The 23161-nt window shown below is 33.5% G+C and carries 32 protein-coding genes; 10 read left to right on the plus strand and 22 right to left on the minus strand.

What is annotated here, in order from left to right:
* Positions 1-140: 140 nt before the first annotated feature.
* On the minus strand, positions 141-734 hold the full coding sequence (locus tag JFT95_RS12260) for a DUF4825 domain-containing protein (protein WP_201052340.1): 594 nt from the start codon (positions 732-734) through the stop codon (positions 141-143).
* Between the two features lie 441 nt (positions 735-1175).
* Here JFT95_RS12260 and JFT95_RS12265 point away from each other — a divergent pair, with 441 nt between their 5' ends.
* The 7 genes from JFT95_RS12265 to JFT95_RS12295 are packed head-to-tail and all read left to right on the plus strand — an operon-like array spanning position 1176 to position 2334.
* Positions 1176-1316 (plus strand): YrzI family small protein, encoded by a 141-nt coding sequence (locus JFT95_RS12265; RefSeq protein ID WP_000156202.1) that lies wholly within the window; start codon positions 1176-1178, stop codon positions 1314-1316.
* Positions 1317-1343: 27 nt separating this feature from the next.
* The gene (locus tag JFT95_RS12270) at positions 1344-1487 is read left to right on the plus strand and encodes a YrzI family small protein (protein WP_201052342.1); all 144 of its coding nucleotides are present in this window, start codon (positions 1344-1346) and stop codon (positions 1485-1487) included.
* Positions 1488-1515: 28 nt separating this feature from the next.
* Positions 1516-1659, plus strand: coding sequence for a YrzI family small protein (locus tag JFT95_RS12275; protein WP_000668987.1), 144 nt, complete (start codon positions 1516-1518; stop codon positions 1657-1659).
* A gap of 26 nt (positions 1660-1685) precedes the next feature.
* The gene (locus JFT95_RS12280) at positions 1686-1829 is read left to right on the plus strand and encodes a YrzI family small protein (protein WP_002013394.1); all 144 of its coding nucleotides are present in this window, start codon (positions 1686-1688) and stop codon (positions 1827-1829) included.
* A 26-nt stretch (positions 1830-1855) separates the two neighbouring features.
* Positions 1856-1999 (plus strand): YrzI family small protein, encoded by a 144-nt coding sequence (locus JFT95_RS12285; protein ID WP_201052344.1) that lies wholly within the window; start codon positions 1856-1858, stop codon positions 1997-1999.
* Positions 2000-2025: 26 nt separating this feature from the next.
* Positions 2026-2166 (plus strand): YrzI family small protein, encoded by a 141-nt coding sequence (locus JFT95_RS12290; RefSeq protein ID WP_000672237.1) that lies wholly within the window; start codon positions 2026-2028, stop codon positions 2164-2166.
* A 27-nt stretch (positions 2167-2193) separates the two neighbouring features.
* Entirely contained in the window at positions 2194-2334 is a 141-nt protein-coding gene (locus JFT95_RS12295; RefSeq protein WP_201052345.1) for a YrzI family small protein, read from the plus strand.
* A gap of 385 nt (positions 2335-2719) precedes the next feature.
* On the opposite strand, the gene JFT95_RS12300 is transcribed toward JFT95_RS12295, so the two are convergent.
* Positions 2720-3805 (minus strand): AI-2E family transporter, encoded by a 1086-nt coding sequence (locus JFT95_RS12300; protein ID WP_002136851.1) that lies wholly within the window; start codon positions 3803-3805, stop codon positions 2720-2722.
* Positions 3806-3954: 149 nt separating this feature from the next.
* Here JFT95_RS12300 and JFT95_RS12305 point away from each other — a divergent pair, with 149 nt between their 5' ends.
* Positions 3955-4776, plus strand: coding sequence for an HNH endonuclease (locus tag JFT95_RS12305; protein ID WP_012261134.1), 822 nt, complete (start codon positions 3955-3957; stop codon positions 4774-4776).
* Between the two features lie 228 nt (positions 4777-5004).
* Here JFT95_RS12305 and JFT95_RS29585 read toward each other — a convergent pair whose 3' ends face one another.
* The 14 genes from JFT95_RS29585 to JFT95_RS12370 form a co-directional block, all read right to left on the minus strand.
* Positions 5005-5097, minus strand: coding sequence for a putative holin-like toxin (locus tag JFT95_RS29585; RefSeq protein WP_001289318.1), 93 nt, complete (start codon positions 5095-5097; stop codon positions 5005-5007).
* Between the two features lie 140 nt (positions 5098-5237).
* Entirely contained in the window at positions 5238-5765 is a 528-nt protein-coding gene (locus tag JFT95_RS12310; protein ID WP_002013419.1) for a ribonuclease FAU-1 family protein, read from the minus strand.
* A 217-nt stretch (positions 5766-5982) separates the two neighbouring features.
* Complete coding sequence (locus JFT95_RS12315) at positions 5983-7038, minus strand: hypothetical protein (protein WP_201052347.1); 1056 nt, start codon at positions 7036-7038, stop codon at positions 5983-5985.
* A 12-nt stretch (positions 7039-7050) separates the two neighbouring features.
* Entirely contained in the window at positions 7051-7524 is a 474-nt protein-coding gene (locus tag JFT95_RS12320; protein ID WP_201052349.1) for a tetratricopeptide repeat protein, read from the minus strand.
* Between the two features lie 184 nt (positions 7525-7708).
* Positions 7709-8398, minus strand: coding sequence for a phosphopantothenoylcysteine decarboxylase domain-containing protein (locus tag JFT95_RS12325; RefSeq protein WP_201052351.1), 690 nt, complete (start codon positions 8396-8398; stop codon positions 7709-7711).
* A 12-nt stretch (positions 8399-8410) separates the two neighbouring features.
* Positions 8411-9211, minus strand: a complete 801-nt coding sequence (locus tag JFT95_RS12330) for an AAC(3) family N-acetyltransferase (protein ID WP_201053646.1) — start codon at positions 9209-9211, stop codon at positions 8411-8413.
* A 248-nt stretch (positions 9212-9459) separates the two neighbouring features.
* Positions 9460-9861 (minus strand): GNAT family N-acetyltransferase, encoded by a 402-nt coding sequence (locus JFT95_RS12335; RefSeq protein ID WP_201052353.1) that lies wholly within the window; start codon positions 9859-9861, stop codon positions 9460-9462.
* A 61-nt stretch (positions 9862-9922) separates the two neighbouring features.
* Positions 9923-10861, minus strand: a complete 939-nt coding sequence (locus JFT95_RS12340) for a DMT family transporter (protein ID WP_002065948.1) — start codon at positions 10859-10861, stop codon at positions 9923-9925.
* Between the two features lie 72 nt (positions 10862-10933).
* Positions 10934-11443 (minus strand): DinB family protein, encoded by a 510-nt coding sequence (locus tag JFT95_RS12345; RefSeq protein ID WP_201052355.1) that lies wholly within the window; start codon positions 11441-11443, stop codon positions 10934-10936.
* A 15-nt stretch (positions 11444-11458) separates the two neighbouring features.
* Positions 11459-11959: a GNAT family N-acetyltransferase gene (locus tag JFT95_RS12350; RefSeq protein WP_002032747.1), complete on the minus strand. Its 501-nt coding sequence runs from the start codon at positions 11957-11959 to the stop codon at positions 11459-11461.
* 34 nt (positions 11960-11993) lie between these two features.
* Positions 11994-12539: a GNAT family N-acetyltransferase gene (locus JFT95_RS12355; protein ID WP_201052357.1), complete on the minus strand. Its 546-nt coding sequence runs from the start codon at positions 12537-12539 to the stop codon at positions 11994-11996.
* A 15-nt stretch (positions 12540-12554) separates the two neighbouring features.
* A complete protein-coding gene (locus JFT95_RS12360; protein ID WP_201052359.1) occupies positions 12555-13256 on the minus strand; it encodes a nucleotidyltransferase domain-containing protein in 702 nt (233 codons plus the stop codon).
* A 16-nt stretch (positions 13257-13272) separates the two neighbouring features.
* Positions 13273-13956 carry a DNA alkylation repair protein gene (locus JFT95_RS12365; RefSeq protein WP_201052362.1) on the minus strand — a complete coding sequence of 228 codons (684 nt, stop codon included), beginning with the start codon at positions 13954-13956 and terminating at the stop codon, positions 13273-13275.
* A gap of 148 nt (positions 13957-14104) precedes the next feature.
* Positions 14105-14761: a hypothetical protein gene (locus JFT95_RS12370; protein WP_063218665.1), complete on the minus strand. Its 657-nt coding sequence runs from the start codon at positions 14759-14761 to the stop codon at positions 14105-14107.
* Between the two features lie 218 nt (positions 14762-14979).
* Between JFT95_RS12370 and JFT95_RS12375 the strand changes: the two genes are divergently transcribed.
* Complete coding sequence (locus JFT95_RS12375) at positions 14980-15807, plus strand: peptidoglycan-N-acetylglucosamine deacetylase (protein ID WP_012261145.1); 828 nt, start codon at positions 14980-14982, stop codon at positions 15805-15807.
* A 42-nt stretch (positions 15808-15849) separates the two neighbouring features.
* Here JFT95_RS12375 and JFT95_RS12380 read toward each other — a convergent pair whose 3' ends face one another.
* Both JFT95_RS12380 and JFT95_RS12385 read right to left on the minus strand, forming a co-directional pair.
* Positions 15850-16275, minus strand: coding sequence for a WapI family immunity protein (locus JFT95_RS12380; protein WP_002032758.1), 426 nt, complete (start codon positions 16273-16275; stop codon positions 15850-15852).
* A 118-nt stretch (positions 16276-16393) separates the two neighbouring features.
* Positions 16394-16939 (minus strand): TetR/AcrR family transcriptional regulator, encoded by a 546-nt coding sequence (locus JFT95_RS12385; RefSeq protein ID WP_002013396.1) that lies wholly within the window; start codon positions 16937-16939, stop codon positions 16394-16396.
* Positions 16940-17112: 173 nt separating this feature from the next.
* Between JFT95_RS12385 and JFT95_RS12390 the strand changes: the two genes are divergently transcribed.
* The gene (locus JFT95_RS12390) at positions 17113-18561 is read left to right on the plus strand and encodes a DHA2 family efflux MFS transporter permease subunit (protein WP_201052363.1); all 1449 of its coding nucleotides are present in this window, start codon (positions 17113-17115) and stop codon (positions 18559-18561) included.
* A gap of 47 nt (positions 18562-18608) precedes the next feature.
* Here the strand turns inward: JFT95_RS12390 and ltaS are convergent, their stop codons facing one another.
* The 4 genes from ltaS to JFT95_RS12410 form a co-directional block, all read right to left on the minus strand.
* Positions 18609-20582 (minus strand): lipoteichoic acid synthase, encoded by a 1974-nt coding sequence (gene ltaS, locus JFT95_RS12395; RefSeq protein ID WP_012261147.1) that lies wholly within the window; start codon positions 20580-20582, stop codon positions 18609-18611.
* Between the two features lie 383 nt (positions 20583-20965).
* Positions 20966-21133: a hypothetical protein gene (locus JFT95_RS12400; protein WP_002032782.1), complete on the minus strand. Its 168-nt coding sequence runs from the start codon at positions 21131-21133 to the stop codon at positions 20966-20968.
* A 55-nt stretch (positions 21134-21188) separates the two neighbouring features.
* Positions 21189-21374: an SRPBCC family protein gene (locus tag JFT95_RS12405; RefSeq protein ID WP_063218667.1), complete on the minus strand. Its 186-nt coding sequence runs from the start codon at positions 21372-21374 to the stop codon at positions 21189-21191.
* A 161-nt stretch (positions 21375-21535) separates the two neighbouring features.
* Entirely contained in the window at positions 21536-23161 is a 1626-nt protein-coding gene (locus JFT95_RS12410) for an ABC-F family ATP-binding cassette domain-containing protein (RefSeq protein WP_201052365.1), read from the minus strand.

Genomic DNA, 23161 nt, shown 5'->3' on the forward strand with positions numbered 1-23161 from the left:
TTACTTATGTAATTAACCATAGCACAACGTTATATTTTTTTCCATAATTTTCATCAAAAAAAGAATCATTCGATACTGAATGACTCCCTTTAAAAAATGTCCGTATTTTCAATCGTAAAATAACCACATCTTCCTCCATATCACTTAGATTCCCGCACAGGATGTTCATTAAAAAATTGCTTTCGAAAATCTTTATTATTAACTAGCTTTTCTATTTTTTCTTGATTACCGTAAAAGAAATTCATTACGATTCCCTTATTCCATATAAGATCATCCTTTGGCAAATCATTAAATTCTTTATACAGTATGGGTAAAAGTTCTTCTCTTTTTAATGCAAAACTTTGATTTTCAATCTGAAACTCATACCCTTTCGCATTCGGTACTAAAACTGCAAGATAAATAGCATTAAAGAGAAAGTTCTTTTTCATCGTATCCTTTTCGTCAAACCAATAAGTCTCAATGATATCTTCTGTTAAGTTACCGTTCTTTTTCTCACCGTATTTCACCGCGATCTTCTCATTTTTCAAATTTATACTTTGAACTGTTTCACCACCAGGTAAGTTTGTAACAATCGCAAACACATCGGAATTATTTCCAACGTATGTCCCCGTATATTTTTTAAAAGCCCCAGGTTCAATATGTGATATTTCTTTTATTTGCTCCCCATTAGAACAAGCAGTAACAACTAATAAAATTGTTAGCATAATACCTGCTATTCTATTCATATAGTTCATTAGACACCACCAAGTTCTATTTATTATCCAATCTATACAATGTATCCTTTAAAAAACCCTTTTAAATATACGCATTTTAATCAAAATTAAAAATTTTCAATTTTTATGTTTACAATTATCCATTAATTGTATATAATTACTAACGTAAGAAAAATATTCTAAAAGGAGGTCGAAGGAAATGATGAAATTACAATTACATGCTTTAACTTTAGCGTTAACTGCATCTGTGTTTTTCGGACAATTAAATATGAATTCGACCACCCTAATGGAGAATTAAAAATCGTACTTTATTTCTTTTAATTCATAAATTCGCCACAGGAGGTCGTATACTTTCCTGTGGCTTTTTCACGCCCAGCCATAGGAGAACGACATCTTCCTGTGGCTTTTTTGTGTGATTTTTTAGTCTCATACATTATTTTTTAAAGAAAGGAGCAACATTCGATGACAATTAGCGTATTGTTTTTAAGTATTACGATTCAAAGAAATACACTTTCCAAAGCTGAAATTCTTCATAATGAGCAAATTACAAAAGCTATGAATGATGTTAAGGAGCGCCAAGTGCTTTATTGCGATCACCTGTAATTCCTTTTCGAAAGGAGGAATTCGTCTATGACTTTTCATATTTTCTTTTTTACGACAGCACTTCAGAAAAAAACTTTATCTGAAGCTGAAATCTTTCGTAAACAACAATTAAAACAAACTATGGATAAAATAACGGACATTAAAAGTTCGTATTATACAAAAATGTATTAAAAATATTTTTTAAAGGGGCAATTTCCTAATGAAATTCAAAGCTTTCTTTTTAACTATCACCATTCAAAAACGTAAATCTTCAAAAGCTGAAATCTTACGTGAACAACAAATTAAAATTATTATGGACGAAGTAAAAGAGCGTCAGTCCTCTTATTACAATCGCCTTTACTAAATAAATTATAAAGGGGTAATATCCTAATGAAATTTAAAGCTTTCTTTTTAACGATTACCATTCAAAAACGCAAACTTTCAAAAGATGAAATTTCTCGTGAGCAACAAATTAAAAACATTATGGATGATGTGAAAGAGCGCCAGTCCTCTTATTACAATCGTCTTTACTAAATAAATTATAAAGGGGTAATATCCTAATGAAATTCAAAGCTTTCTTTTTAACGATTACCATTCAAAAGCGTAAACTTTCAAGAGATGAAATTTCTCGTGAACAACAAATTAAAAATATTATGGATGATGTGAAAGAGCGCCAGTCCTCTTATTACAATCGTCCTTACTAAATAAATTATAAAGGGGTAAAAATCCAATGAAATTCAGAGTATTATTTTTAACGATTACCATTCAAAAAAATAAACTGTCTGAGTCTGATATGCTTCATGATCGACAAATTGAGCAGGCTATGTACAACGTAAAAGAACGACAAAGTCATTATTGTAGTCACCTGTAATTCCTATTCGAAAGGAGGAATTCATGTATGAGGTTTCACCTTTTCTTTTTAACCATTACGATTCAAAAAGAATCTATATCTGCAAATGAAGTAAAACAAGAGGAACAGTATAAAAAGATTATAGATGAAATTCGTGATCGTAGAAGCAAGTACTACACTCACCTATAATTGTTTGAACTTATATTAGAAATGAAAGGAGTCGATTATGATGTTAATAACGCGGTGTAAAGAAATGATTTGGATAGTTCAGAGGGATTCCACATAGTTTATAAAGTGAAACTTTAATCAGTGGGGGTTTTGTTCATCCCCACTGATTATTAGCTCTCACCAATCGGGCGTTTACGCGCAGTTGATCTCCCACCTAACTTCTTTTTCTTCACCTGAATTTTGAGGTGGGAGTTTTACTGCCCACAAATAGCGGGATAAAGTTTATTTAACAAAAATTCACCGCCTGATTTGATGTGTAAAAAATATACAATAATAAGTATTTCATACACTAAAAAATAAAAGATACACCCCTTTTTATTAAGCGGTGTATCTTTCTCAACATATTCTATTTCCGTTTACTTCGTTTCGTCTTAAACAATCTCACTAAGTTCGAAACAACTGTTTTTGTTACCGCATAAGCTGGTACTGCTAAAATCATCCCGATAATTCCCGCGAAATTACCTACCCCTAAAATAAGGATGATAATTGTCAACGGATGGATATTTAATTTTGAACTCATAATACGCGGTGAAATGATGTTACTTTCAAACTGTTGTACGATTGTTACTATAATAATTACGTACAGAGCTTGCATCGGAGATACGAACAGACCTATAATGACAGCTGGTGCTGCTCCGATAAATGGACCTAAGTTCGGAATTATATTTGTAAATGCTGCGATAATTCCTAAAACGAAAGCATACGGTAAACCGATGATTAAATAACCAGTAAATGTAAAGGCACCAATAAACATACAAACGAGCGCTTGACCTTGAATATATGCAGATAATGTTTCGTTCGTTTCCTTTATGATACGAAGTCCTTCTTCACGGTAAGACTCTGGTAATACACTAACAGCTTTTCCTGGAAATGCATGTCCATCTTTAAACATATAAAATAAAATGAACGGTACTGTAAAGATAACTAACGCCACGTTCGTGATAATACCAAATAAAGCCGTTGCACTCGACGTAAGTGTGTTTGGTATTTCCTTTAAGTATTCAATTGCATTTTTCTCAATTGTCTCAATGGAAACGTAGTTTTGTGTAGATAGCCATTCAAATAATCTATGATGGGATAGATCTTGTATGTATACTTTTCCCTCTTTTATGTAAGTCGGCATATTTTTTACTAAATCCATTAACTGTTGTGAGATGGTTGGAACAACTACTCCAATAGCAACTCCAGTTAATGTAATGATAAAAAGGTACAGTAGTAAGATCGCTAAACCTCTAGGTACTTTTTTATTCTCCAAAAAGACTAACACAGGGTTAAATATGAAGTATAAAAATAGCGCGATTAAAATCGGGAAAAATAATGTTGATATGAAGATACCAATCGGTTGAAATAGAAACGATATTTTTGTGCAAATAAATATAATTCCTACAACCATCAGCACTTCTAATGTCCAAAAGTGCACTTTCGATTTCAAAAAAACGTCCTCCTTTAAACTAGCACTTCTCTTCATTGTACCAAATTAAACTTAGATTTCACATAATATTTTCCTTTACAATATTCCAAAATCCCATTAAATACACTACAATGAGATTACAGACAAATTTGCAGGTAAAGGTGATAAATATGACACAATGCATCATTTGCAGAAAAGATACGAAAGAACTTAGTGAACAATATGTCATTCCAGAGATATTATGTGGATATTATTTCATAAACTCAATTTGTGATTCCTGTCATGAACATATGACAACAAATATTGACCGTCCTTTAATTAGACATAAATTAAGTCAATATAAGATTGAGCAAATGAAAAAACAAATCGACTCCCCTCTCTATACGAATGAACATGGTGAGGAGCTAGCAGCCGCTGAGACAGATGTAGTCGAAGTAAGTGATGAGATACTTTATTCCAATGCATTAATTATGAAACTATGTAAAAAGCACGATATTTCATTACATAATGAAATTTGGAAAGAAGAGCGCGTAACAAAAGTAGCTAGTTCTATTCAACGTGAATTGCTTTTAGATAACCGTAAATATAAAATGAGTGTATTAAAAATGGCTTATACTTTTGCTGTACAAACAATTGATGGCTACTTTGACGATCCAGATGCGATTGATATTTCTACCATTCTATTAAATGCCGATTTCATGGAATTAAAGGAAAAGAGTATCGTTCGTGACTTAAGCAAAAGCTCTTTATGGAATACATTAAATACAACGAGCGAAAACCATTACTTTATTTTACTTAGTGATAAAGACGGTCTATTCTGCTTCATTCGCCTATTTGATATTTTTGATGTTGTTGTTCATTTATCAGAAAAAAGATACAATCTTCCATCACCAATTGTCGGCGTAAATAATGTAGACCAAAAAGGATTTTTTGTGGAAAGTTTAAAACAGTATATGGATGGGCTATTTAAAGAAACTACACGTTCTATTTAATCCATATAGGAACATACGGTCTCCTTTCTTCATGAAAAGACACTGTGTTATAATGAGTGTGAAAAGAACAATACAATCACATAAAACAATTAAAATCTGTATATAAATAAAAAAGACTAGTGTGCGGCTACACACTAGTCCACGTAACTTAGCAGATTGGATTGTTCATTTATCCTATTTGTTTCGTACAAACACAACAACCCACATTCTATAGGCATAGGTGGGTTGTTATTTTTTGAGCTTGTCAATTAAGACAACAATAAACGTTAACAATGCAATGAGAAACAGTCCACCTTGCAATAACAACGCAATTTCACTCACTTATTATCACCCCCTCCTACTTTGGAGAAGTGATAATTGAACAACCAACCGTACCATAAGTTACCTCTTAATTTTATCATATTTTCTAATAGTTTACGATGAAAACCCGCAAGCTAGTAAGCTGCGAGTTTTTTTATTTTTCATGTAGAAAAAATCTCTTTCTGTTTAAATATAGTCTCCGTTTCTAAAATCATTTGAGGTAAGAAGACATGAATTGTATCCGTTAATACGTTAAGAGCTTCTTTCACATAACCATTTTCAAATTGATCTAATGACTCAGGTAATTCGACTTCATCTAATATGAAATACTCACCATTAGGAAGAACCATAATATCAATGATTAAATCTTCAAATGTTACTAACTCATTTCCTACATGTGTGTTTTTTATGATATTAAAATATGACCCTAAATAATGTCCAGCATCATCTCTCCATATGTATAGGTTATACGGACGATCTTCCCAATAATATGCGGTTGTATAACTACCTTTAGGAATAGTTAATTTTATTTCGTTTGCTGTCATAGTAAAAGGGTACTGTACCTCATGAAATAGTACGATTCTCTTCGGTTGTGCTTCTACTAATAAACAAACGTGATCTACAGTTGTAGAATCATAACGTATTTTTCTTTCTATAATTTCAATCCTTGATGTACGTAAACAATTCATTTTTTAGTTACCCCTTTTATCATATAGTCCGTTTTTAATTATATCCTTTACGCTCCTGATTAAGAAAGTATACCGTATTCCGCATCATAAAAACTCCTTCTATAATGGAAGGAGTTAATGAACTACTACTGTTTTATTAACCACAATTCATATATGGTCTTTTATTTTTTTCAATACAAACTCCATATACACCAAACGCACGATGATATTTAGGAGCTTACTCATATTTTAACTTTCCCTTAACTACATCATAAAATTTCCGTTCATCGTCTACATTTAAGTGAATACGACTTACTGTTTTAGAAAATCCATATAACAACTGCGCTTTAATTGGCTCTTTTAACGTTATTTCAAAAGTTGGAGGTTCCTTTATAAATTCCATAACAGTTGCGTCAAGAACCTCTTTCTCTTCTTCTTTCTTTAAAGGTTCGCCTTTATAAAACGCAATGTTATCAATTTGTGTAAATGATATAACGATTTTCTTTCCTAATCCAATTTGAATAATCACTTTTTCTTCCGCAACGATAATTGGATTTTTACGCATCGCTTGTATTTCAGCTAAAAAATAAAACATCGCATATATGTTTAAGATGAGTAAAACCCAAGCTATTACTGGATTCCATTGATGAAGTAAATAATGAAAACCGATACTTTCAATTAATGTTGCATGAATAATCATGATATAAACACCTATTGCACCGGTCTTTTTATGATATGAGTATGTGGATTCACTTTCTAATACTTTTTCACGCCACGATAAAAAAGTATAATAGAGTAATTTACACTCTGTTAGAATGATATTTACTGTCTTACTTCTCTTCATATTAGCATCAAATGCTGCATCAATCGCATAAGAAAATGAAGAATACTCACTTCTATATTCTTTATATCGTTTTATTATTTTAGGAAGTACTCTTATAATTTTATATATAAGAAACAGTTCAAAACATACGAACACAATTTCTCCAGCAACTATTACATACGAAACAAATGAAAAAGCTTGTAAATAATCACTAGGAATTATAAATCTTGCGAATACATATCCAGCTATAACTACAGGAAACATATACGTTAACGAATATCTTTTCCGTATAATAAAGAAATATGTGATGACTGGAATTACAAACATAAAATCTAATAATGAACCGAGGACTACTTCTTTCGGGGCAGCTGGCACTATTGGCAGGGCATACAATAAATAGTTTGATAACATAATTAAAGATACGAGTCCAATCCAAATGCCTTTTTTCCTTCGTGAAATTGATGGATTCATTCCTTCTCTCCTCTATTCAAAAACCTCATTTAAATGGTCTTTATAAAATGAAATAGCACGTTCAAATTCTTTTATCTCATCTACTTTCACAACTGTCTCTAACAGTAATTTCATCGCTTCTTCATGTTCGTTTACGTTATATTTTGCTAATGATAAAAACACTTTCATCACGTCATTGTCCGGGAACTTCTTTATCCCTGCTTCTAATACAGTAATCGCTTTATCATATTCCCCTATACAACGATACGTACTGCCAAGACCGATATACGCACCGCAAAGGGATTCACCATCAAGTCCGTTCGCAATTGCCTGTTCATAATACGGAACCGCCTCCGTTTCAAGACCCATTACATCATGTATCCAAGCGCATTGATATAGTACTTCTGCATCCCTCGTAAAGTTTGTTAATCCTATAAGTATCTCTCTAGACTGCGCATATTTCTTTTCATTTCTAAGTTTAATAGCTTGCTTTAATAAATGTTCCATACAATCCACTCCTCACAAAATGTTCATTATGCATATATCATGTATTACACATTTACGAGCAGCTAATGGCCTATTTCATTGATTTGATTCAATTTAATAATTAGTGAGGGATACGTTCCCCCACTAATTTAATATTAACTCCATTATATACTATGCGACTGCATCTCTTTCTAAAAGCTTAAATCTACATAGTAATGATACGATTACATAAATGCTCTAACATATTGACAATTTCTTTTGCAGTTTCATCTTTCCCATTACATAACTTCACATTACCGTCTTGTCCAATAACGTGATGCACAGCACCGCGAGAATATAAAGAATGCGGTGAGTTTGCTACCATTACACTTGCTTTTGCATCTTCCATTCTTTTACTTGCTCTTTCAATAAGTTCTGCTTCATTTACGTCACTTTCAAGTTTAAAGCCAACGAGTATCGTTTCTGGATCCCAACTCTTTACTTGTTTTAATACTTTTGGCGCTTTTTGAAAATGAATAATTGGAGCGATGTCACTTGAAATCTTTCCGTTCATATTAAGAATATTTCCATCTTGATCACAAATCTTTTCGACAACCCAATCTGAGCCAGCAGCAGCCATAATAACTGCATCTACTTTTTCATGTGTAATAATACTTTTCATCTTATCTTGTAAATCAATAATCCCCTCAAATGGGTGCAATTCTAATTGGTTTTTTACATCCATTGGCTTCTCAGCGAAATAGCCATGCAAATATATTACATGTGCGCCCTTTGTCATTAGCTCTTCCGCAATAATTCTTCCAATCGTACCTTTTGCTAAATTTGTATGTCCACGTACTTGATCCCATTTTTCTAGGCAGCCGCCGCTCGTAATTAATATTTTTTTCCCCTGCATAATAACCATCCCTTACTGATTTTTCGCACGAAACCACTCTGTTCCAAATTCAACTGCATCACGCTGCCTCATAAAACGGCACGTCGCATTCCCTATCTTCCCACGCGTAACTGTTCCTTTAAGCTCATATTCAACTCCGACTTCTACAAACGTATCAGAATCGTAATCCATTTCAACGAATTCTTTCCATACTCTTACACCTTCTTCTATAATAGGTGCTCCTACCTTTATTAACTCGCGTGCACCTGTACGTACCTCAGATAAATGTATAGACGTATTAGAGTCATAACCAACACCAAGTAATAATATGTATCCATCTAAATCGTATATTTTTCGTAATGGCGATTCTTCACCAAAACTTATGGAAAGTGAATGATTCGCTGTAATTTCTTCTGCGTGTTGCCCCCATGCTGCAAAACTACTGAGTGGATGATTACTGCGCAATACATTCGGATATGTACGAAAACATTCAACTACTTCTCCCATTGCCCTTGTTGGTGTTATACGTGGATCAAATGCTGGGACGTTATCCCGAATAATTTGCCACCATTCTTCTGGTACAGGTGGTCTTGACCAATGTTTTGGATCGGATAAATCCGAAGATTGCGTCGGCATAATTATCGTTCCTTCTTCTGTAACAACTTTCATTAACGCTTCTACTACGGCAACTGCACCGCCTGATATCCAACCGATTGAACTTAATGAAGAATGTACAATAACTGTCATTCCCTTTTCTATCCCTAATGCTTTTAAATCATTTGTAATTGTTTCGATTGTATTTGGAAATTGTGTATTCGCCACTATGTCATTCATTTTCACGATTGTTCCCCCATTTTGCTTTAAACTAATACATACATATATTATCATATTTTTCTTAATTTTTAACTTAATCATTTCAATTACTATACCTCTGTCGTTTTTATCATATCGGAAACAGTTAAATTATGGTGTATTTATTTAAAATTAATATAGAAAGGTGAACACAATCAAAAACTTTCAATCTAGCAATCTTAATTTATACTAATATGAAATAGCCCATCACAAATGATAAGCTATTTATTTTATTCATTCTCTAAATAACAATTAAACCTTTCTATCCCCGGGTATTTTTCACCCAAACTTTCAACCTTAAAGTTACATTTCTTGTAAAAATCGACTGCCTCTGTATCTGTCTCAGCCTCAATATATGTTAACTCATATTCCCTAATTATTTCTTTAATCATTTGAAGTGCAATTCCTTGATTGCGATATTTTTCATCAACAGCTATGTGACACATTCTCGCTCTATTTGTATGAATTAGCGCTATACCTATGCAACCCTTATTCCCATATTTATATAGCACTGCCTGATCATTTTTATACATTGAAACTGCTTTAAATAAGCTCGCTTCACTCGGACCGGTCGCATGCTTTAATACTTTTTTAATGGGATCTATTTCTAAATGCTCAACACGTTGTAACATCCTATCTCCATCCTTTCTCATGAAAAAAGATTAGCTCTTTATTGAAAAAGAGCTAATCTCATTACGCCGTTATTTTCTCTTCTTTTTTCACAACTACAGCTACATAACTATGAAGTATCATTCCGACAATTACAAGACTCATTCCAACCCACGATAAAGAAGACGGAATTGGAGCCGATAACCAGATCAGCTCTCCTACTAATGCAAATAAAACTTCACCAGACTGTGTCGCCTCGACTGTTGCTAATTTTTGCGGATCATCTTTTACAAGATCTGTCGCAAAGAAGAATAATACCGTTGCGATTAACCCTGAACTAACTGCTACAATAAAACATTGGAAAACTTGACTACTTGACGGTAGTCCGCCTGTTGATACTTCATAACCAGATAGTAAAAACCAAAATGGTAAACTTGCTAATGTCATACCGAGAACTCGTTGGAAGACATCTAATTCGCCCTTACATACTTGCATCATTTTTCTATTTCCAAGTGGATATGCAAACGCAGCAATGAGTACAGGAACCACACATAAAATGGTTTCACGAATCCCTAAAGAAGAAGCGTGTTCTACTTGCATAAGAACAACACCGAATAAAATAATGCCTGACATTACTAATTCTTTCATTGGAAGTTTTTTATGTAATGGGTCTACCGCAAAAAATGGTGTTAACAAAATCCCTGCAACTATTGTAATTTGCCAAGTCGAAGCGACAAGCCACCCCGGTCCAAACGCACCCGCGAAACTAAGCGGTGCATAAAAGAGACCAAACCCTACAATACTCCATAACAACCACTCTTTCGGATTGTTTTTCATATATTGCAAGAGTTGTTTTAAATTCCCTCTATACATGACAATAAGTAGTAGCATTGGAACCATAAAGTAATACCGTAGTGATGCACTCCAAATCCAACTCCCGCCCCCTAAGTCCATCGACCGGTTTAACACAAAGGTAAAGGCAAAGAAAAACGATGCCAATATCCCTACTGCAATAGCTTTCATTATAAAACCCCTTATATAGTTTCTTTTTCTACTATATAACAAAATGAATATAATTAATATTCAAAAATTTAATCATACATGCGGTCTACGTCTATATAACTTTCGTAATCGACTAATATGAGCTTGATGGTACCGATTATGATCGGCTATATGCCATATTCCCCACCTTATAGTCGCATTTTCTCCCTTTTCATAAAAAACTTCTCGTGTTAAATCATTTTCTGTTAGTTTCATACATTCCTCATAAAACATATGTTGCACAGCTTCATAATCTTGCATTAATTCTTGTAATTTGTACTTTCTTAAACTAGGCAATTCTCCCATTTCATTCAACATTGGTCCATATTTATTTTCAAGTGCAGGCGGAACTCCCTCTCCTTTTAAACGGTACACCCAGTGTAAATCGACTACTGCTAAATGCTGTAGTAGCTGTCCAATGTTATTTTCAGACCCTTTATAGGATAGTTCGTTCTTTTCAATACCTTCGACTAACCTTTGCAATCGTTTAAATGTATCAGTAACCATTGCATACAAAATTGCCACGTTGGGGTTCATATCTTTTTCTAAATGGAGATCTTTCATGATAATATCCTTCCTTTAAAGAAACAACACCATATTTTCATCATCACTATACACACCATTCACCTTTATAGCTCTTTTTTCAATTCCATACGTTTTAAAGCCCATTGATTCATACAATTTTTTTGCTGGTTCGTTTGTAGATACAACACCTAATGTCAATTGCTCTAGTTTTATATCTCGCGCTCTTTGAATGGCATTTGTTATTAACTCACGTGCCAATCCGTTCCGCCTGTTTTGTGCATCTACATACATCGCAACGATATGACCTTTATGTTTATACGCCTCTCTCTCTTCTGTTAGTAAAGTGACAACTCCAACTAAATGATTTTCTTCATTAAATGCACCAAATGTACAACTAGTAGTAGCTGTTAAATTACTTTCCACTCTCTTAATAGGATTTTCCTGGCGAATCGCCTCTTCATAAGTTGTTACAAATGCCTCTGGATTTACTTGTAAAGCTTGTAAACGTAAGTCCCAATATTTTTCCGCATCTTCTTTCGTAAGTAATCGAATCATATTTATCCTGCCCCTTTAAGTTAACATAATATTTTTATAAGCTACTATTTAAAGATTGGTATTCTTCTCTTAACATACTATAGCGATAACGATGAATGAACTTCCCTTTACGTAACCGATCATTTCTCATTATTCCTTCACAAACAAATCCTGCTTTTTCATAACTCTTTCTAGCTTGTAAATTATCTTCGTCTACTCGTAGCCAAATTTTTTCTAATTCGAATACAGAAAAGCCACTTTGTAACATACTGTATAGTGCTGCCATTCCATATCCTTTACCCCAATATTCTTTATTTCCAATGGCAATCCCTAGTTCAGCATTTTTATTTGTTTGATCAAAGTTTTTTAGGTCTATCCATCCAATGTGTATACCTTCCTTTGTAACGATAGCTCGTTGTTCATAACCATTCTTTCGACTTATGCATGCTTCAATCCATCTTCTCGTATCTTCACGAGTGAACGGTGGATATTGATCTGGTACAACTAAATGTTTTGTTACTTCTGTATCTAATGACCATTGATATCGATCTTCTACATCGTCTTGTGTCAATTCTCTTAATTGAACGAATGGTACATTCATTTTGCTATCCCCTTTTCATTTCCCTATAGAAAATCCTTCGAACATTCTTCCTCCATACTGCTCTAACGTATTTTCTATAAAACTAATTAATTCATTTTTCTTCTCTGTTTTATAAAAATGATCAAAAGCCGCTACAAAATGTTCTGCATATCGCTCGTCATACCTTCTTAACACTCTAATAAACCATTTTGAATTTCCAAGCCATTGACCATTTACCCTTAAAACATATTCATGTACTAAATCAGCTAATAAATTGGCGATGAACAATTCTTCTTCTCTCTTTGTTGCACCAATGAAGTCATCCAAAGTATCCGTAATAAAATAACGCTTCTGCTTCATCGTTTCTTCTGTCCATTTTTTTGGTCCTTTATTTAATAAATCATTCGCTTCTCTTTTAAGTATCTCTACAATTTCATCTTTTCCTTTTAGCACAATCCCTTCTGAAACTAATTGAGGTAATGAAGGTCTCCCGCGCTCACAATCACTTTTAAAAAAGGTTTTATACGTTTCAAAATTATGTACGAATACTTCAACAGGCCAGCCATTACTATAGAAAGATTCTCTATAACAAGATGACAAACTTTGGTCAAATATTACAATATCAAGGTCAGATGTTTTTGTAGCCTCTCCTCTAGCAACACTTCCCCCTAGTAAAGCAACATCACAATTCGAAAATTGTGATGTAATTATGCTTTGTGCCGCTTCCATTGGTTTCATAACCGTTCCCCTTTTCTTATTTCACTTTCTTTTTTTCAGCTCTTTCTCTCGCTTTTTTTATATACGGTTCTGCGTCTGGTGTTTTGCATGACGTTGCACCATGATCAACTTCTACTTTTCCAATTTCACGTGCAATTTCAATTGCTTGTTGCTCTAAAGCTTCATTTCGAATCCCTATCGCGATTAAAGCACTATTCATCGCTTCTTTTTTTCTATTTTTTTCATTATGTATATTTGCTTTAATTTCTTCTAGATACGGAGTGAAGAATTCATCATGTAACGTTTTATTTTTAATCGCTATATTTGCTAATAAAGACCAACCTGCTCTTCCAATCCATTCATCATCAGACTTCGTCCATTCTTCCATTCTTTCTATCGCGATTGGTGACGTACATATAGCTGTCATAAGAACGTCCATTAAACAATAGTAATCAACATCCTGAACCCATCTATTTAGTTGTTCTGACGTTAGTTTCTTCGGATCTAAAATCATCGTTGCTAAAGTCATCGCATCCATATTTTTTGTTTCCCATAATGAAATTGCTAAATCATGATCTTTTTTTATCTTCTTTTTTAACAATTTTAAATTTGCAAAACTAACTCCAAATAACGGCTCTTTCGCTCCGTGGTTTTTATACGTCTTACGAGTTTGTTCTGTCCCATACTCTTTTAGTTGCTGCATTACTTCTTCAAGTAACATATGCCCACCTCTTTTATGTTTTATGTTCACTTCATATATGTATGTACGATATATTCTACATTATTTTTTGGTTTTCCTATATTTATTTTTTAAATACGGTATGTGAAATTTTTATTGATTTTCTTTAAAACAACAAACATCCTCTTCCTTATTTTTCACACGGTTGTTCATTCACACTCTGTATACAATACTCCACAAGCGCATTCAACGGATTTATTATGTTCCTTCCTATTATATTTTCTACCCTTGTAGTAGCGTCTACCATAGATAATTGTGCAACTGAAAGCATTTCGCTTCTATCTTTCATAATTTCATATAAATATTTTTCTAATTTAACATCATGCTCTTCTTTACGCCCTTGCATAATTAACTCAAATATCCCTTCTATCACTTCTACTTTTACTTGTATGGATTTATTATTCTGCTGAGCGTATAGTCTTAAACGTTCCATCGTTCCTGAAACAGTACGGTTATTTGTAAATAGTATTGTCTGTGGCTCTTCAACCTGACAAATCATTTCAAAGAATGGCTCATCAATTTTCAATATAGGTATGTCTATTTTGAAATTCTCATCTAATAACGTGATATAATCTGTACAAGTTATTAAAAGTGTATCAACATCACTTTCAGCTATATACTTTATAATATCTTTTAAATTATTTCGTGCTTGTTCTCGTTCTATTTTTAGTCTGTGTGATAAGATTGGATCTACAAAATGGAGTATTTCTATTTCAAAAAATTGCAACGCTCGGTCAATGTATTCAATATTTGAATGATGAGCATGTAAACAAGCTAATTTTTTCATACTTATCCTCCCTTTCTAAAATAAAAAACGTGAATGAACCATTTTACATGCAGTTTCATACATTCAATTCTTGTTTCATTTTTTCAAACCTGCAAAACAGTGAAATCTTACATACTTTTTAACAAACTTTTTTGCGCTTGTAAAAAAGTTTTTTTGCATTTCCCCCTCTAAAATTGCTAATATAGTAGAGTAGAACTTTTATAGAGAGTAGGAAAATTATGCACAATGGAATTCGGATGACAACTTTAGTGAAAAGGGCTCTGTTGATTTGCGTCGGGGTATTATTTACATACGAAGCTGCTTACGGATCAACACATATCGCTCTAGCAAGTACAGAGGATGAAGCGAAATCTGTTCAACTTGTAAGTGAAATTCAAACGTCCCTTGCTCCGAAAGAAGCTCCAAAGCACTATAACGGGCAAGTTAGAAAAGTCGCTTACTTAACATTTGACGATGGTCCTGGAAAATACACAGCTGAGCTTTTAGATATGTTAAAAAGTGAAAATGCAAAAGCAACATTTTTCCTAATTGGTTCAAACGTGAAAGCTTTCCCTGATCTTGTAAAACGTGAAAATACTGAAGGCCACTACGTTGGGATGCACAGTATGACTCATAACTACAAGAAGCTTTACACAGAAGGTCATTACGTTGATGAAATGAAAGAAGACCAAGGCTTAATCGCTGGCGTTCTAGGAAAATCACCAGTATTAACTCGTCCAGCTTACGGCTCAATGCCAGGATTAAATGAAGCCCTTCGCAACAAAGTTGTAGAAAATGGTTTAAAAGTTTGGGACTGGACAATTGATTCATTAGACTGGAAATACAACAAAATGCCAGTAGACGCTGCATCTGCTAAAATCGTAGAAAACGTTCTACATGGTGCTACAAACCCAACAGAAGTTATTCTAATGCACGATATTCATCCACAATCAGTTAAAGCAGTACCTGGAATTATTAAAGGGCTGAAAGAAAGAGGATATGAATTAGAAGCCTATAATGAGAACGAACACTTCCCATTAAACTTCTGGCATGATAATCGTATGTAATAAAAAGACTTGATTCCCTCTTGTAGGTTATCAAGTCTTTTTTTATCGTTTTGGGAATTTCCTTTGTTGCTCTTCAATAGAACGAATAATATTCTCCCTATCCTCTTGAGTTATACCGATAGAAAATTCGTATTCTTCTTCCTTACACCATGTGGGGTTAAGTTCCAGCGATAAGCGAATAACAATGTTAAACTCGCCTGCTTTTCCCCCCATAAATTCAAACGCTAAATTTGGTTCTATGAAATCTAGTTCGTTATATGTAGGGTTTGGTAAAGATTCAAACCATTTTATCATGTACTGTAAATCGTATGTTTGTAAAAAAGGATCCATCGTTTCAAAAACTTTATTTTCTTCTGATAGTTTCGCTTTTACTCTTAACCAATTTCTATCACACTCGTCTTTTGCATCTGCATATTGGTAATTTACAACCTCTAAATGTAATGATATTTTTTCATTTTGAAAATTCATGCATATCCCCCTTCTATCTCTGGATCTTTTGTTTTATAAATTTTTATTAATCCCGATACTTTAAATTATACTAGGTTATTTTAATCTTTTTTTAATACGGATAAATTGTTTGCATTTATTACCCTTTATACATAAAATAAATTTGATTTGCGATATAATCTGAACTAAAGTGAAGTCCATTCCTTATCCACCACATGATAATACCTACCAATGAAGCTGTTTTAATATCAACCGCAACATAATCATCAGGCAAATCCTTTTTCGTATTCTCTCTTCTCGTTTCTATTAACTCTTTTAAAAATAAAAATAGTTGCTCCTCAAATTGATTCATTTTAAATAATATAAATAAATAATTTCGATGGATATATAAATAATCAAGTAATTGTGTTAGCTTTTGTTTTTCTGATAAATCTTTTGCATGTATTAAATCAGCTATTTTATTTGAAAGTTCATTTGAAATCTCATTCGTGATTTGGTCTAGTAAATCTTGAATATCTTGATAATGTAAGTAAAAGGTTGTTCGGTTTAATCCTGCTTTTGTTGCGACTTTCTGAACCGTTAAACTTGAAATACTAGGATTCTCACATAGGAGAGAAAAAACAGCATTTTTAAACATTTCTCTTGAACGAACTGTACGAGGATCTTCTTTTTTAGGTGTAGACATTTTGAAACTCCTTTATAGATTTTCTCTTTACTTACTCGACAGTGCATACCTTCTATGTCGAGTAGTGAACATTTTCAACAAAACTGTTCATGGTCAAAGAAAATTTATTTTGTTACCATTAATTTTATCGACACAATGTCGATAAATCAAGACAACAATGAAGGAGTTTACCAATGCAAAAGGAAATATCAGAAAGAAATAAAAAAATTATATTAATTGTGCTCATTTCCGGTTGTTTTTTATCAACATTAAATCAGACGCTATTAAATGTAGCGATGAGTAATTTAATGGAAGTATTTGATGTTACAGCTGCAACCGTACAATGGCTATCAACAGGCTTTATGCTCATAAATGGCGTTCTAGTGCCAATTACTGCATTTTTAATGAAACGATTTACAACAAGGCAGCTGTTTATTAGCTCGATGCTCTCTTTGTTTATCGGGACTGTTCTTTGTGCATGCGCCATGAATTTTGGTATTTTGTTAACAGGAAGAATGATTCAAGCAGTTGGAGCAGGAATTATTATGCCACTAATGATGACAGTTATTTTATATTTATACCCTAGTGAAAAACGTGGAAGTATTATGGGAACCCTCGGTTTCGCCATAATTTTTGCGCCAGCCATCGCTCCAACATTATCTGGCTTTATTATTGAATATGTATCATGGAGATGGTTATTTATTGGATTCGCTCCATTTGTATTAATCGTTATTATTCTCGCGCTAAAATATTTAATGAATGTTGCTGAGACAACAAAAGCAAAATTAGATATCGTAAGTGTCATTTTATCAACGATTGGCTTTGGTTGTATTATATTCGGATTTAGTAGTGCAGGAAGTAAAGGATGGGATCATCCAGTTGTTATTACTACAATTATCATCGGAATAATTGTTACAACTCTATTCTGTTTACGTCAAATAAAGTCTAGCGATCCACTATTAAATTTATCCGTATTTAAGTATAAAATTTTCACTCTTACATCAGTCATTAACGTACTCATTACGATGATTATGTATGCTGATTTAATTCTTTTACCGATTTACTTGCAAAACGGACGAGGTTTTACTGCTTTTGAATCAGGTTTACTTCTATTACCTGGAGCTGTAATTAATGCATTCTTATCACCTATCACGGGTAAAATGTTTGATAAATATGGGGCAAAACCACTCTTTATTATAGGTTTAATATGTATCATTATATCGATGTGGGGTGTAATTGATTTGACCGAATCCACCACTTATATGTATTTAATGGTTCGTACCATTATTCTACGCATTGGACTAAGTTTCATTTCGATGCCTTTAAATACAGCAGGTTTAAACGCTTTACCAAGAGAACTGGGTTCACATGGTTCCGCAGTGAATAATACCGTACGTCAATTAGCAGGTGCTATAGGAACAGCAGTCATTATCACTGTATATACAATTCAATCCACTTCACATACTTCACAGTTATCTAGTGAGAACGGAAGCATATCAACTATGCAAGTAACGAAATTAGCTTCTATCTTCAGCTCAAGTGATGCCTACGTATTTATGTTAGTCTTATCCTTTGTAGCTTTGATTATTGCATGTTTTATGCCTAAAAAAGTAGCACTCCAAAAATCCGAAAGTAAATCTTAAAACAAAAAATCCTACTCGTTTTCTATACGAGTAGGATTTTTTATTATTTATTTCGTTTCCCCGTCTTCAGTCGTCTTCACCTTCGTTTTATCTTTATCACGATTGTTATAGTTATATTTAGAAGGTTCTACCGGTGTAAATCCTTCTGGTGTGTAGAATCGCAATAAGTCACCGTTAACAACTTGGTCGGAGTATTTTAGTGATTTTTGAACCATTTGCTCATTTTGTTTTATTTCATCTGTAAATTCTACAGGTTTCCCAGTCGCTGTATCATAGTATTTGCCGTTAAGCGCAGTAACTGTTGGGCTTACGTAGTTACCGTTACGGAACGGAACGACTTGTTTATGCTCTGGTGATAATAAATCTGATCCGAATTGGACATAATTTTTCGTATCTGTACCTAGTAAGTGTAATAACGTTGGAAGAACGTCAATTTCTCCGCCGTATTGATGTTGTACGCCGCCTTCCATTCCTGGTACGCGAATGATTAATGGTACACGTTGTAATTGAGCATTTTCAAATGCGTTCATTTCTTTACCCATTATTTGAGACATTGCTGCACTATGATTATCTGAAATACCGTAATGATCACCGTACATAACGATAATTGAGTTATCGTATAGACCAGATTGTTTCAAGTAATCAATGAATCCTTTTACAGATTCATCTAAATAGCGTGCTGTTTGGAAGTACGTATCTACTGATGAATCACCTGTTTTAGCTGGTTCAATCGTTGCTTCCGCTTTATCAATCGGATAAGGGAAATGGTTCGATAACGTAATGAACTTCGTATAGAACGGTTGTTTCAACGTTTGTAATAACGGAATTGATTCATTAAAGAACGGTTTATCTTTTAAGCCATAGTTTACTACATCTTTTTCATTCATATCGTAGTATGACGCATCAAAGAATTTATTAAAACCAAATGATTTATAAACTTCATCACGGTTCCAGAATGTTTTGTAGTTACCGTGGAACACTGCTGATGTGTATCCTTGTTGTCCTAAAATAGCCGGTGCTGATTGATACGTGTTATGAGCTTTATTTGTAAAAACAGATCCTTGTGGTAATCCAAACATTGAGTTCTCTAACATGAACTCCGCATCAGATGTTTTCCCCTGTCCTGTTTGATGGAAGAAGTTATCAAAGTATAACGTATTCGCATCTTTTGTAAATGAGTTTAAGAATGGTGTAACCTCTTGACCATTTAGCTTGTAGTTTAGTAAAAAGTTTTGGAATGACTCTAAATGAATATAAATTACGTTCATTCCTTTTCCTTTACCGAAATACTCAGGGTTTGGACTTGCATAAGTTGATGAAAGATAGTTTCTAACTTCTGTCATATTATCTCCATCCGCTAATGCTCGTTCTGTTGATGCTTTCGCACTTTGAATACCATCATAAATCGTAAAGTTGTACGCCCCTAAATATTTCACGATATAATTGCGGTCAAATGTTCTTGTTAACAATTCAGGACGGTCAGATTCTGCCAGACCTAAGTTAACGCTAAATAATAAAATACCTGCTACAAATACTAGAGATAATTTATGCTTCGCAACACGGATTGGTTTAGGATTTACAAATTTCGTTGCGACTAAAACAATTAAAATGATTGTATCTAAGAAATATAGTGGATCATATAAGTGTAGCAATGCAAAAATACTACCACCTAAATCTCCAAAGTTATTCGATTGTGTTAATGTCGGGAACGTAATAAAGTCGCTGAAAAAGCGATAATATACTACGTTTGCGTATAAAAGTATAGACATTAGCAAATTAATAATAATTAACCAAATGTAAGCTCGTTTCCCTTTTGCGAATAATGCGAGCCCTAAAAATAGAACTGCTGAGCTTAACGGGTTGAAAAACAGTAAGAACTTTTGGATTGTGTTCGATATCCCTAAATTAAATTCTGTCACATATGCGGCATATGTTTTTAACCAAAGTAAAATAACAGCAAATACGAAAAATCCAAAATGATTACTTAATACTCGTTTACTCTTCAATAAAAATTGTTGCATCTCTCCACCTCTTTTGATCATCCAAGGCTTATTTTATATAAGTCTGTCTCTCTATTCAATTTTTCTTCTTCAAATAGATTTTATTTGTTTAACTATATGAAGAATATTAGTAATTATAATTTGTAGCTTTTATTTATTCAACTATTTCTTTTTAAACATTTTGACCTTGGTTTCTATTTAACAAAACACATTTGTAACATTTCCTGTTTTCTCCCAAGGCTCATCCACTAATTATGACTCCACAAACTATAATCCTTTATTTCCTCATTTGCAAACTAACCTATCTCCAATTTTGGTACATTCATGTAAACTACCCAATTTCATAAAATAAAAAATGTAGTTTGGGCAATTTGCTCAAACTACACTTTTTCGACTACCGTTTATCATCCTTTGTAGCTATCCCCTCTTCTTTTAACCAATTCTTTCAGTCCCATGAATATTACATTCCAACCATGATCAGAGCCATCCTGACACCCCTTTAAAGCTTTTTCAACATCATATTTTGTCCAATCTTCTTCATGAGCAACGATTATATTTTGTGAAAATATCATTTTAAATCCTTGTTGTTTCTCTTTTATTTCAACTGTGATTTTATCTAATAATTCACTAAACTGCGGCGTTTTTAATATAAATACTAATTTTTTTAGGACGATTCATTTCGATATATTCCCCAATTACTCCATAATCTTTTCCGCCACGATGATCAATAGTTTCCCAACTCCCTCCTACTTCAGGAGTATTTCCCGTTACTTTATCCGTCCCTTCCAATGTAAAAAACCATTTCTTCATCATTTCAGGGTTTATCCACGTTTCAAAAATTTCTTACCATCGCTAATGTTATTTTTGAATAATTATTCATTTTAATCCTCCCCCCCACTTTATATTAAAACGAATATTTGTTTACTTAAAAAACCCCCGCTCTCATAAAAGAAAGCGAGGGTTTTAATCATTTATTATTGACCTTTGTACATTGCATCAACTTGTTTTTGAAGTTCTTGACTTTCTAAGAACTCATCATACGTTGCTACCTTATCAACTACACCGTTTGGCGTTACTTCGATAATACGGTTTGCAATTGTTTGTACGAACTGATGGTCATGAGAAGTGAATAGTAATGTTCCTTTAAATGTGATTAAACCGTTGTTTAATGCTGTAATAGACTCAAGGTCTAAATGGTTCGTCGGATCATCAAGTGTTAATACGTTTGCACCGCTTAACATCATTTTAGATAACATACAACGAACTTTTTCTCCTCCAGATAAAACAGAAACATTTTTCTTAACTTCTTCACCAGAGAATAGCATACGGCCTAAGAAACCACGTAAGAAACTTTCTGACTCATCTTGTGGAGAGAACTGACGTAACCAATCAATTAAAGTGTAATCACTGTTCTCGAAGTACTCAGAGTTATCTCTTGGGAAATGAGCTTGAGATGTTGTTACACCCCATTTGAATGAACCGCTATCTGGCTCCATTTCACCCATAAGAATTTTAAATAATGTTGTCATCGCAATATCGTTACGTCCGATAAATGCAACTTTATCACCTTTATTTAAAGTGAAGTTCACATTATCTAATACTTTTTCTCCGTCGATTGTTTTAGAAATACCTTCAACCGTTAATAAGTCATTTCCTACTTCACGCTCTGGTGTGAAACCAACGAACGGATAACGACGTGATGACGGTCTAATATCATCTAATGTAATTTTATCTAATAATTTTTTACGAGAAGTTGCTTGCTTCGCTTTAGATGCGTTTGAGCTAAAGCGCGCAATAAAGTTTTGTAACTCTTTTACTTTCTCTTCTTTTTTCTTGTTAGAATCTTGCGTTAGTTTTAATGCTAATTGGCTTGACTCATACCAGAAGTCATAGTTACCAACGTATAATTGAATTTTACCGAAATCAAGATCAGCCATGTGCGTACATACTTTATTTAAGAAGTGACGGTCATGGGATACAACGATAACTGTATTATCAAAGTTCATTAAGAAGTTTTCTAACCATTGAATCGCTTTTAAGTCCAAATGGTTGGTAGGCTCATCTAGTAATAGAATGTCAGGTTGACCGAATAAAGCTTGAGCAAGTAATACTTTTACTTTCTCTGCCCCTGTTAATTCAGACATCTTTTTATCATGAATATCTTCGCCGATACCTAATCCTTTTAGAAGGATTGCAGCTTCTGACTCAGCTTCCCAACCGTTTAGCTCAGCGAACTCACCTTCAAGTTCTGCAGCACGCATGCCATCTTCATCACTAAAGTCTTCTTTCATGTAAATTGCATTTTTCTCTTGCATTACTTTATAAAGACGTGTGTGACCCATCATTACTGTTTCTAGTGCAGGGAACTCTTCATATTCGAAGTGATTCTGTTTTAATACTGCTAGACGCTCACCTGGCGTAATATGTATGTCACCTGTTGATTGGTCAATTTCTCCAGATAAAATCTTTAGAAATGTTGATTTACCAGCACCGTTTGCTCCAATTAAACCGTAGCAATTACCTGGCGTGAATTTTATGTTAACATCTTCAAATAATTTGCGATCTGCGAAACGCAAACTAACGTTACTTACTGTAATCAT

The sequence above is a fragment of the Bacillus sp. TH17 genome, assembly GCF_016651125.1.
Lineage (GTDB): Bacteria > Bacillota > Bacilli > Bacillales > Bacillaceae_G > Bacillus_A > Bacillus_A mycoides.

What these genes read in the sequence shown, in the direction of transcription:
- JFT95_RS12280 (WP_002013394.1), top strand. Translation starts at nt 1,686, where the DNA reads ATGAAATTTAAAGCTTTCTTTTTAACGATTACCATTCAAAAACGCAAA.
- JFT95_RS12305 (WP_012261134.1), top strand. Translation starts at nt 3,955, where the DNA reads ATGACACAATGCATCATTTGCAGAAAAGATACGAAAGAACTTAGTGAA.
- JFT95_RS12345 (WP_201052355.1), bottom strand. Translation starts at nt 11,443, where the DNA reads ATGAAAGATCTCCATTTAGAAAAAGATATGAACCCCAACGTGGCAATT.
- JFT95_RS12390 (WP_201052363.1), top strand. Translation starts at nt 17,113, where the DNA reads ATGCAAAAGGAAATATCAGAAAGAAATAAAAAAATTATATTAATTGTG.
- JFT95_RS12405 (WP_063218667.1), bottom strand. Translation starts at nt 21,374, where the DNA reads ATGATGAAGAAATGGTTTTTTACATTGGAAGGGACGGATAAAGTAACG.
- JFT95_RS12290 (WP_000672237.1), top strand. Translation starts at nt 2,026, where the DNA reads ATGAAATTCAGAGTATTATTTTTAACGATTACCATTCAAAAAAATAAA.
- JFT95_RS12310 (WP_002013419.1), bottom strand. Translation starts at nt 5,765, where the DNA reads ATGAATTGTTTACGTACATCAAGGATTGAAATTATAGAAAGAAAAATA.
- JFT95_RS12410 (WP_201052365.1), bottom strand. Translation starts at nt 23,161, where the DNA reads ATGATTACAGTAAGTAACGTTAGTTTGCGTTTCGCAGATCGCAAATTA.
- JFT95_RS12330 (WP_201053646.1), bottom strand. Translation starts at nt 9,211, where the DNA reads ATGAATGACATAGTGGCGAATACACAATTTCCAAATACAATCGAAACA.
- JFT95_RS12265 (WP_000156202.1), top strand. Translation starts at nt 1,176, where the DNA reads ATGACAATTAGCGTATTGTTTTTAAGTATTACGATTCAAAGAAATACA.
- JFT95_RS12365 (WP_201052362.1), bottom strand. Translation starts at nt 13,956, where the DNA reads ATGTTACTTGAAGAAGTAATGCAGCAACTAAAAGAGTATGGGACAGAA.
- JFT95_RS12325 (WP_201052351.1), bottom strand. Translation starts at nt 8,398, where the DNA reads ATGCAGGGGAAAAAAATATTAATTACGAGCGGCGGCTGCCTAGAAAAA.
- JFT95_RS12380 (WP_002032758.1), bottom strand. Translation starts at nt 16,275, where the DNA reads ATGAATTTTCAAAATGAAAAAATATCATTACATTTAGAGGTTGTAAAT.
- JFT95_RS12340 (WP_002065948.1), bottom strand. Translation starts at nt 10,861, where the DNA reads ATGAAAGCTATTGCAGTAGGGATATTGGCATCGTTTTTCTTTGCCTTT.
- JFT95_RS12335 (WP_201052353.1), bottom strand. Translation starts at nt 9,861, where the DNA reads ATGTTACAACGTGTTGAGCATTTAGAAATAGATCCCATTAAAAAAGTA.
- JFT95_RS12315 (WP_201052347.1), bottom strand. Translation starts at nt 7,038, where the DNA reads ATGAATCCATCAATTTCACGAAGGAAAAAAGGCATTTGGATTGGACTC.
- JFT95_RS12320 (WP_201052349.1), bottom strand. Translation starts at nt 7,524, where the DNA reads ATGGAACATTTATTAAAGCAAGCTATTAAACTTAGAAATGAAAAGAAA.
- JFT95_RS12285 (WP_201052344.1), top strand. Translation starts at nt 1,856, where the DNA reads ATGAAATTCAAAGCTTTCTTTTTAACGATTACCATTCAAAAGCGTAAA.
- ltaS (WP_012261147.1), bottom strand. Translation starts at nt 20,582, where the DNA reads ATGCAACAATTTTTATTGAAGAGTAAACGAGTATTAAGTAATCATTTT.
- JFT95_RS12355 (WP_201052357.1), bottom strand. Translation starts at nt 12,539, where the DNA reads ATGAATGTACCATTCGTTCAATTAAGAGAATTGACACAAGACGATGTA.
- JFT95_RS12385 (WP_002013396.1), bottom strand. Translation starts at nt 16,939, where the DNA reads ATGTCTACACCTAAAAAAGAAGATCCTCGTACAGTTCGTTCAAGAGAA.
- JFT95_RS12400 (WP_002032782.1), bottom strand. Translation starts at nt 21,133, where the DNA reads ATGATATTTTCACAAAATATAATCGTTGCTCATGAAGAAGATTGGACA.
- JFT95_RS12360 (WP_201052359.1), bottom strand. Translation starts at nt 13,256, where the DNA reads ATGAAACCAATGGAAGCGGCACAAAGCATAATTACATCACAATTTTCG.
- JFT95_RS12260 (WP_201052340.1), bottom strand. Translation starts at nt 734, where the DNA reads ATGAACTATATGAATAGAATAGCAGGTATTATGCTAACAATTTTATTA.
- JFT95_RS12275 (WP_000668987.1), top strand. Translation starts at nt 1,516, where the DNA reads ATGAAATTCAAAGCTTTCTTTTTAACTATCACCATTCAAAAACGTAAA.
- JFT95_RS12350 (WP_002032747.1), bottom strand. Translation starts at nt 11,959, where the DNA reads ATGATTCGATTACTTACGAAAGAAGATGCGGAAAAATATTGGGACTTA.
- JFT95_RS12295 (WP_201052345.1), top strand. Translation starts at nt 2,194, where the DNA reads ATGAGGTTTCACCTTTTCTTTTTAACCATTACGATTCAAAAAGAATCT.
- JFT95_RS12375 (WP_012261145.1), top strand. Translation starts at nt 14,980, where the DNA reads ATGCACAATGGAATTCGGATGACAACTTTAGTGAAAAGGGCTCTGTTG.
- JFT95_RS12270 (WP_201052342.1), top strand. Translation starts at nt 1,344, where the DNA reads ATGACTTTTCATATTTTCTTTTTTACGACAGCACTTCAGAAAAAAACT.
- JFT95_RS12370 (WP_063218665.1), bottom strand. Translation starts at nt 14,761, where the DNA reads ATGAAAAAATTAGCTTGTTTACATGCTCATCATTCAAATATTGAATAC.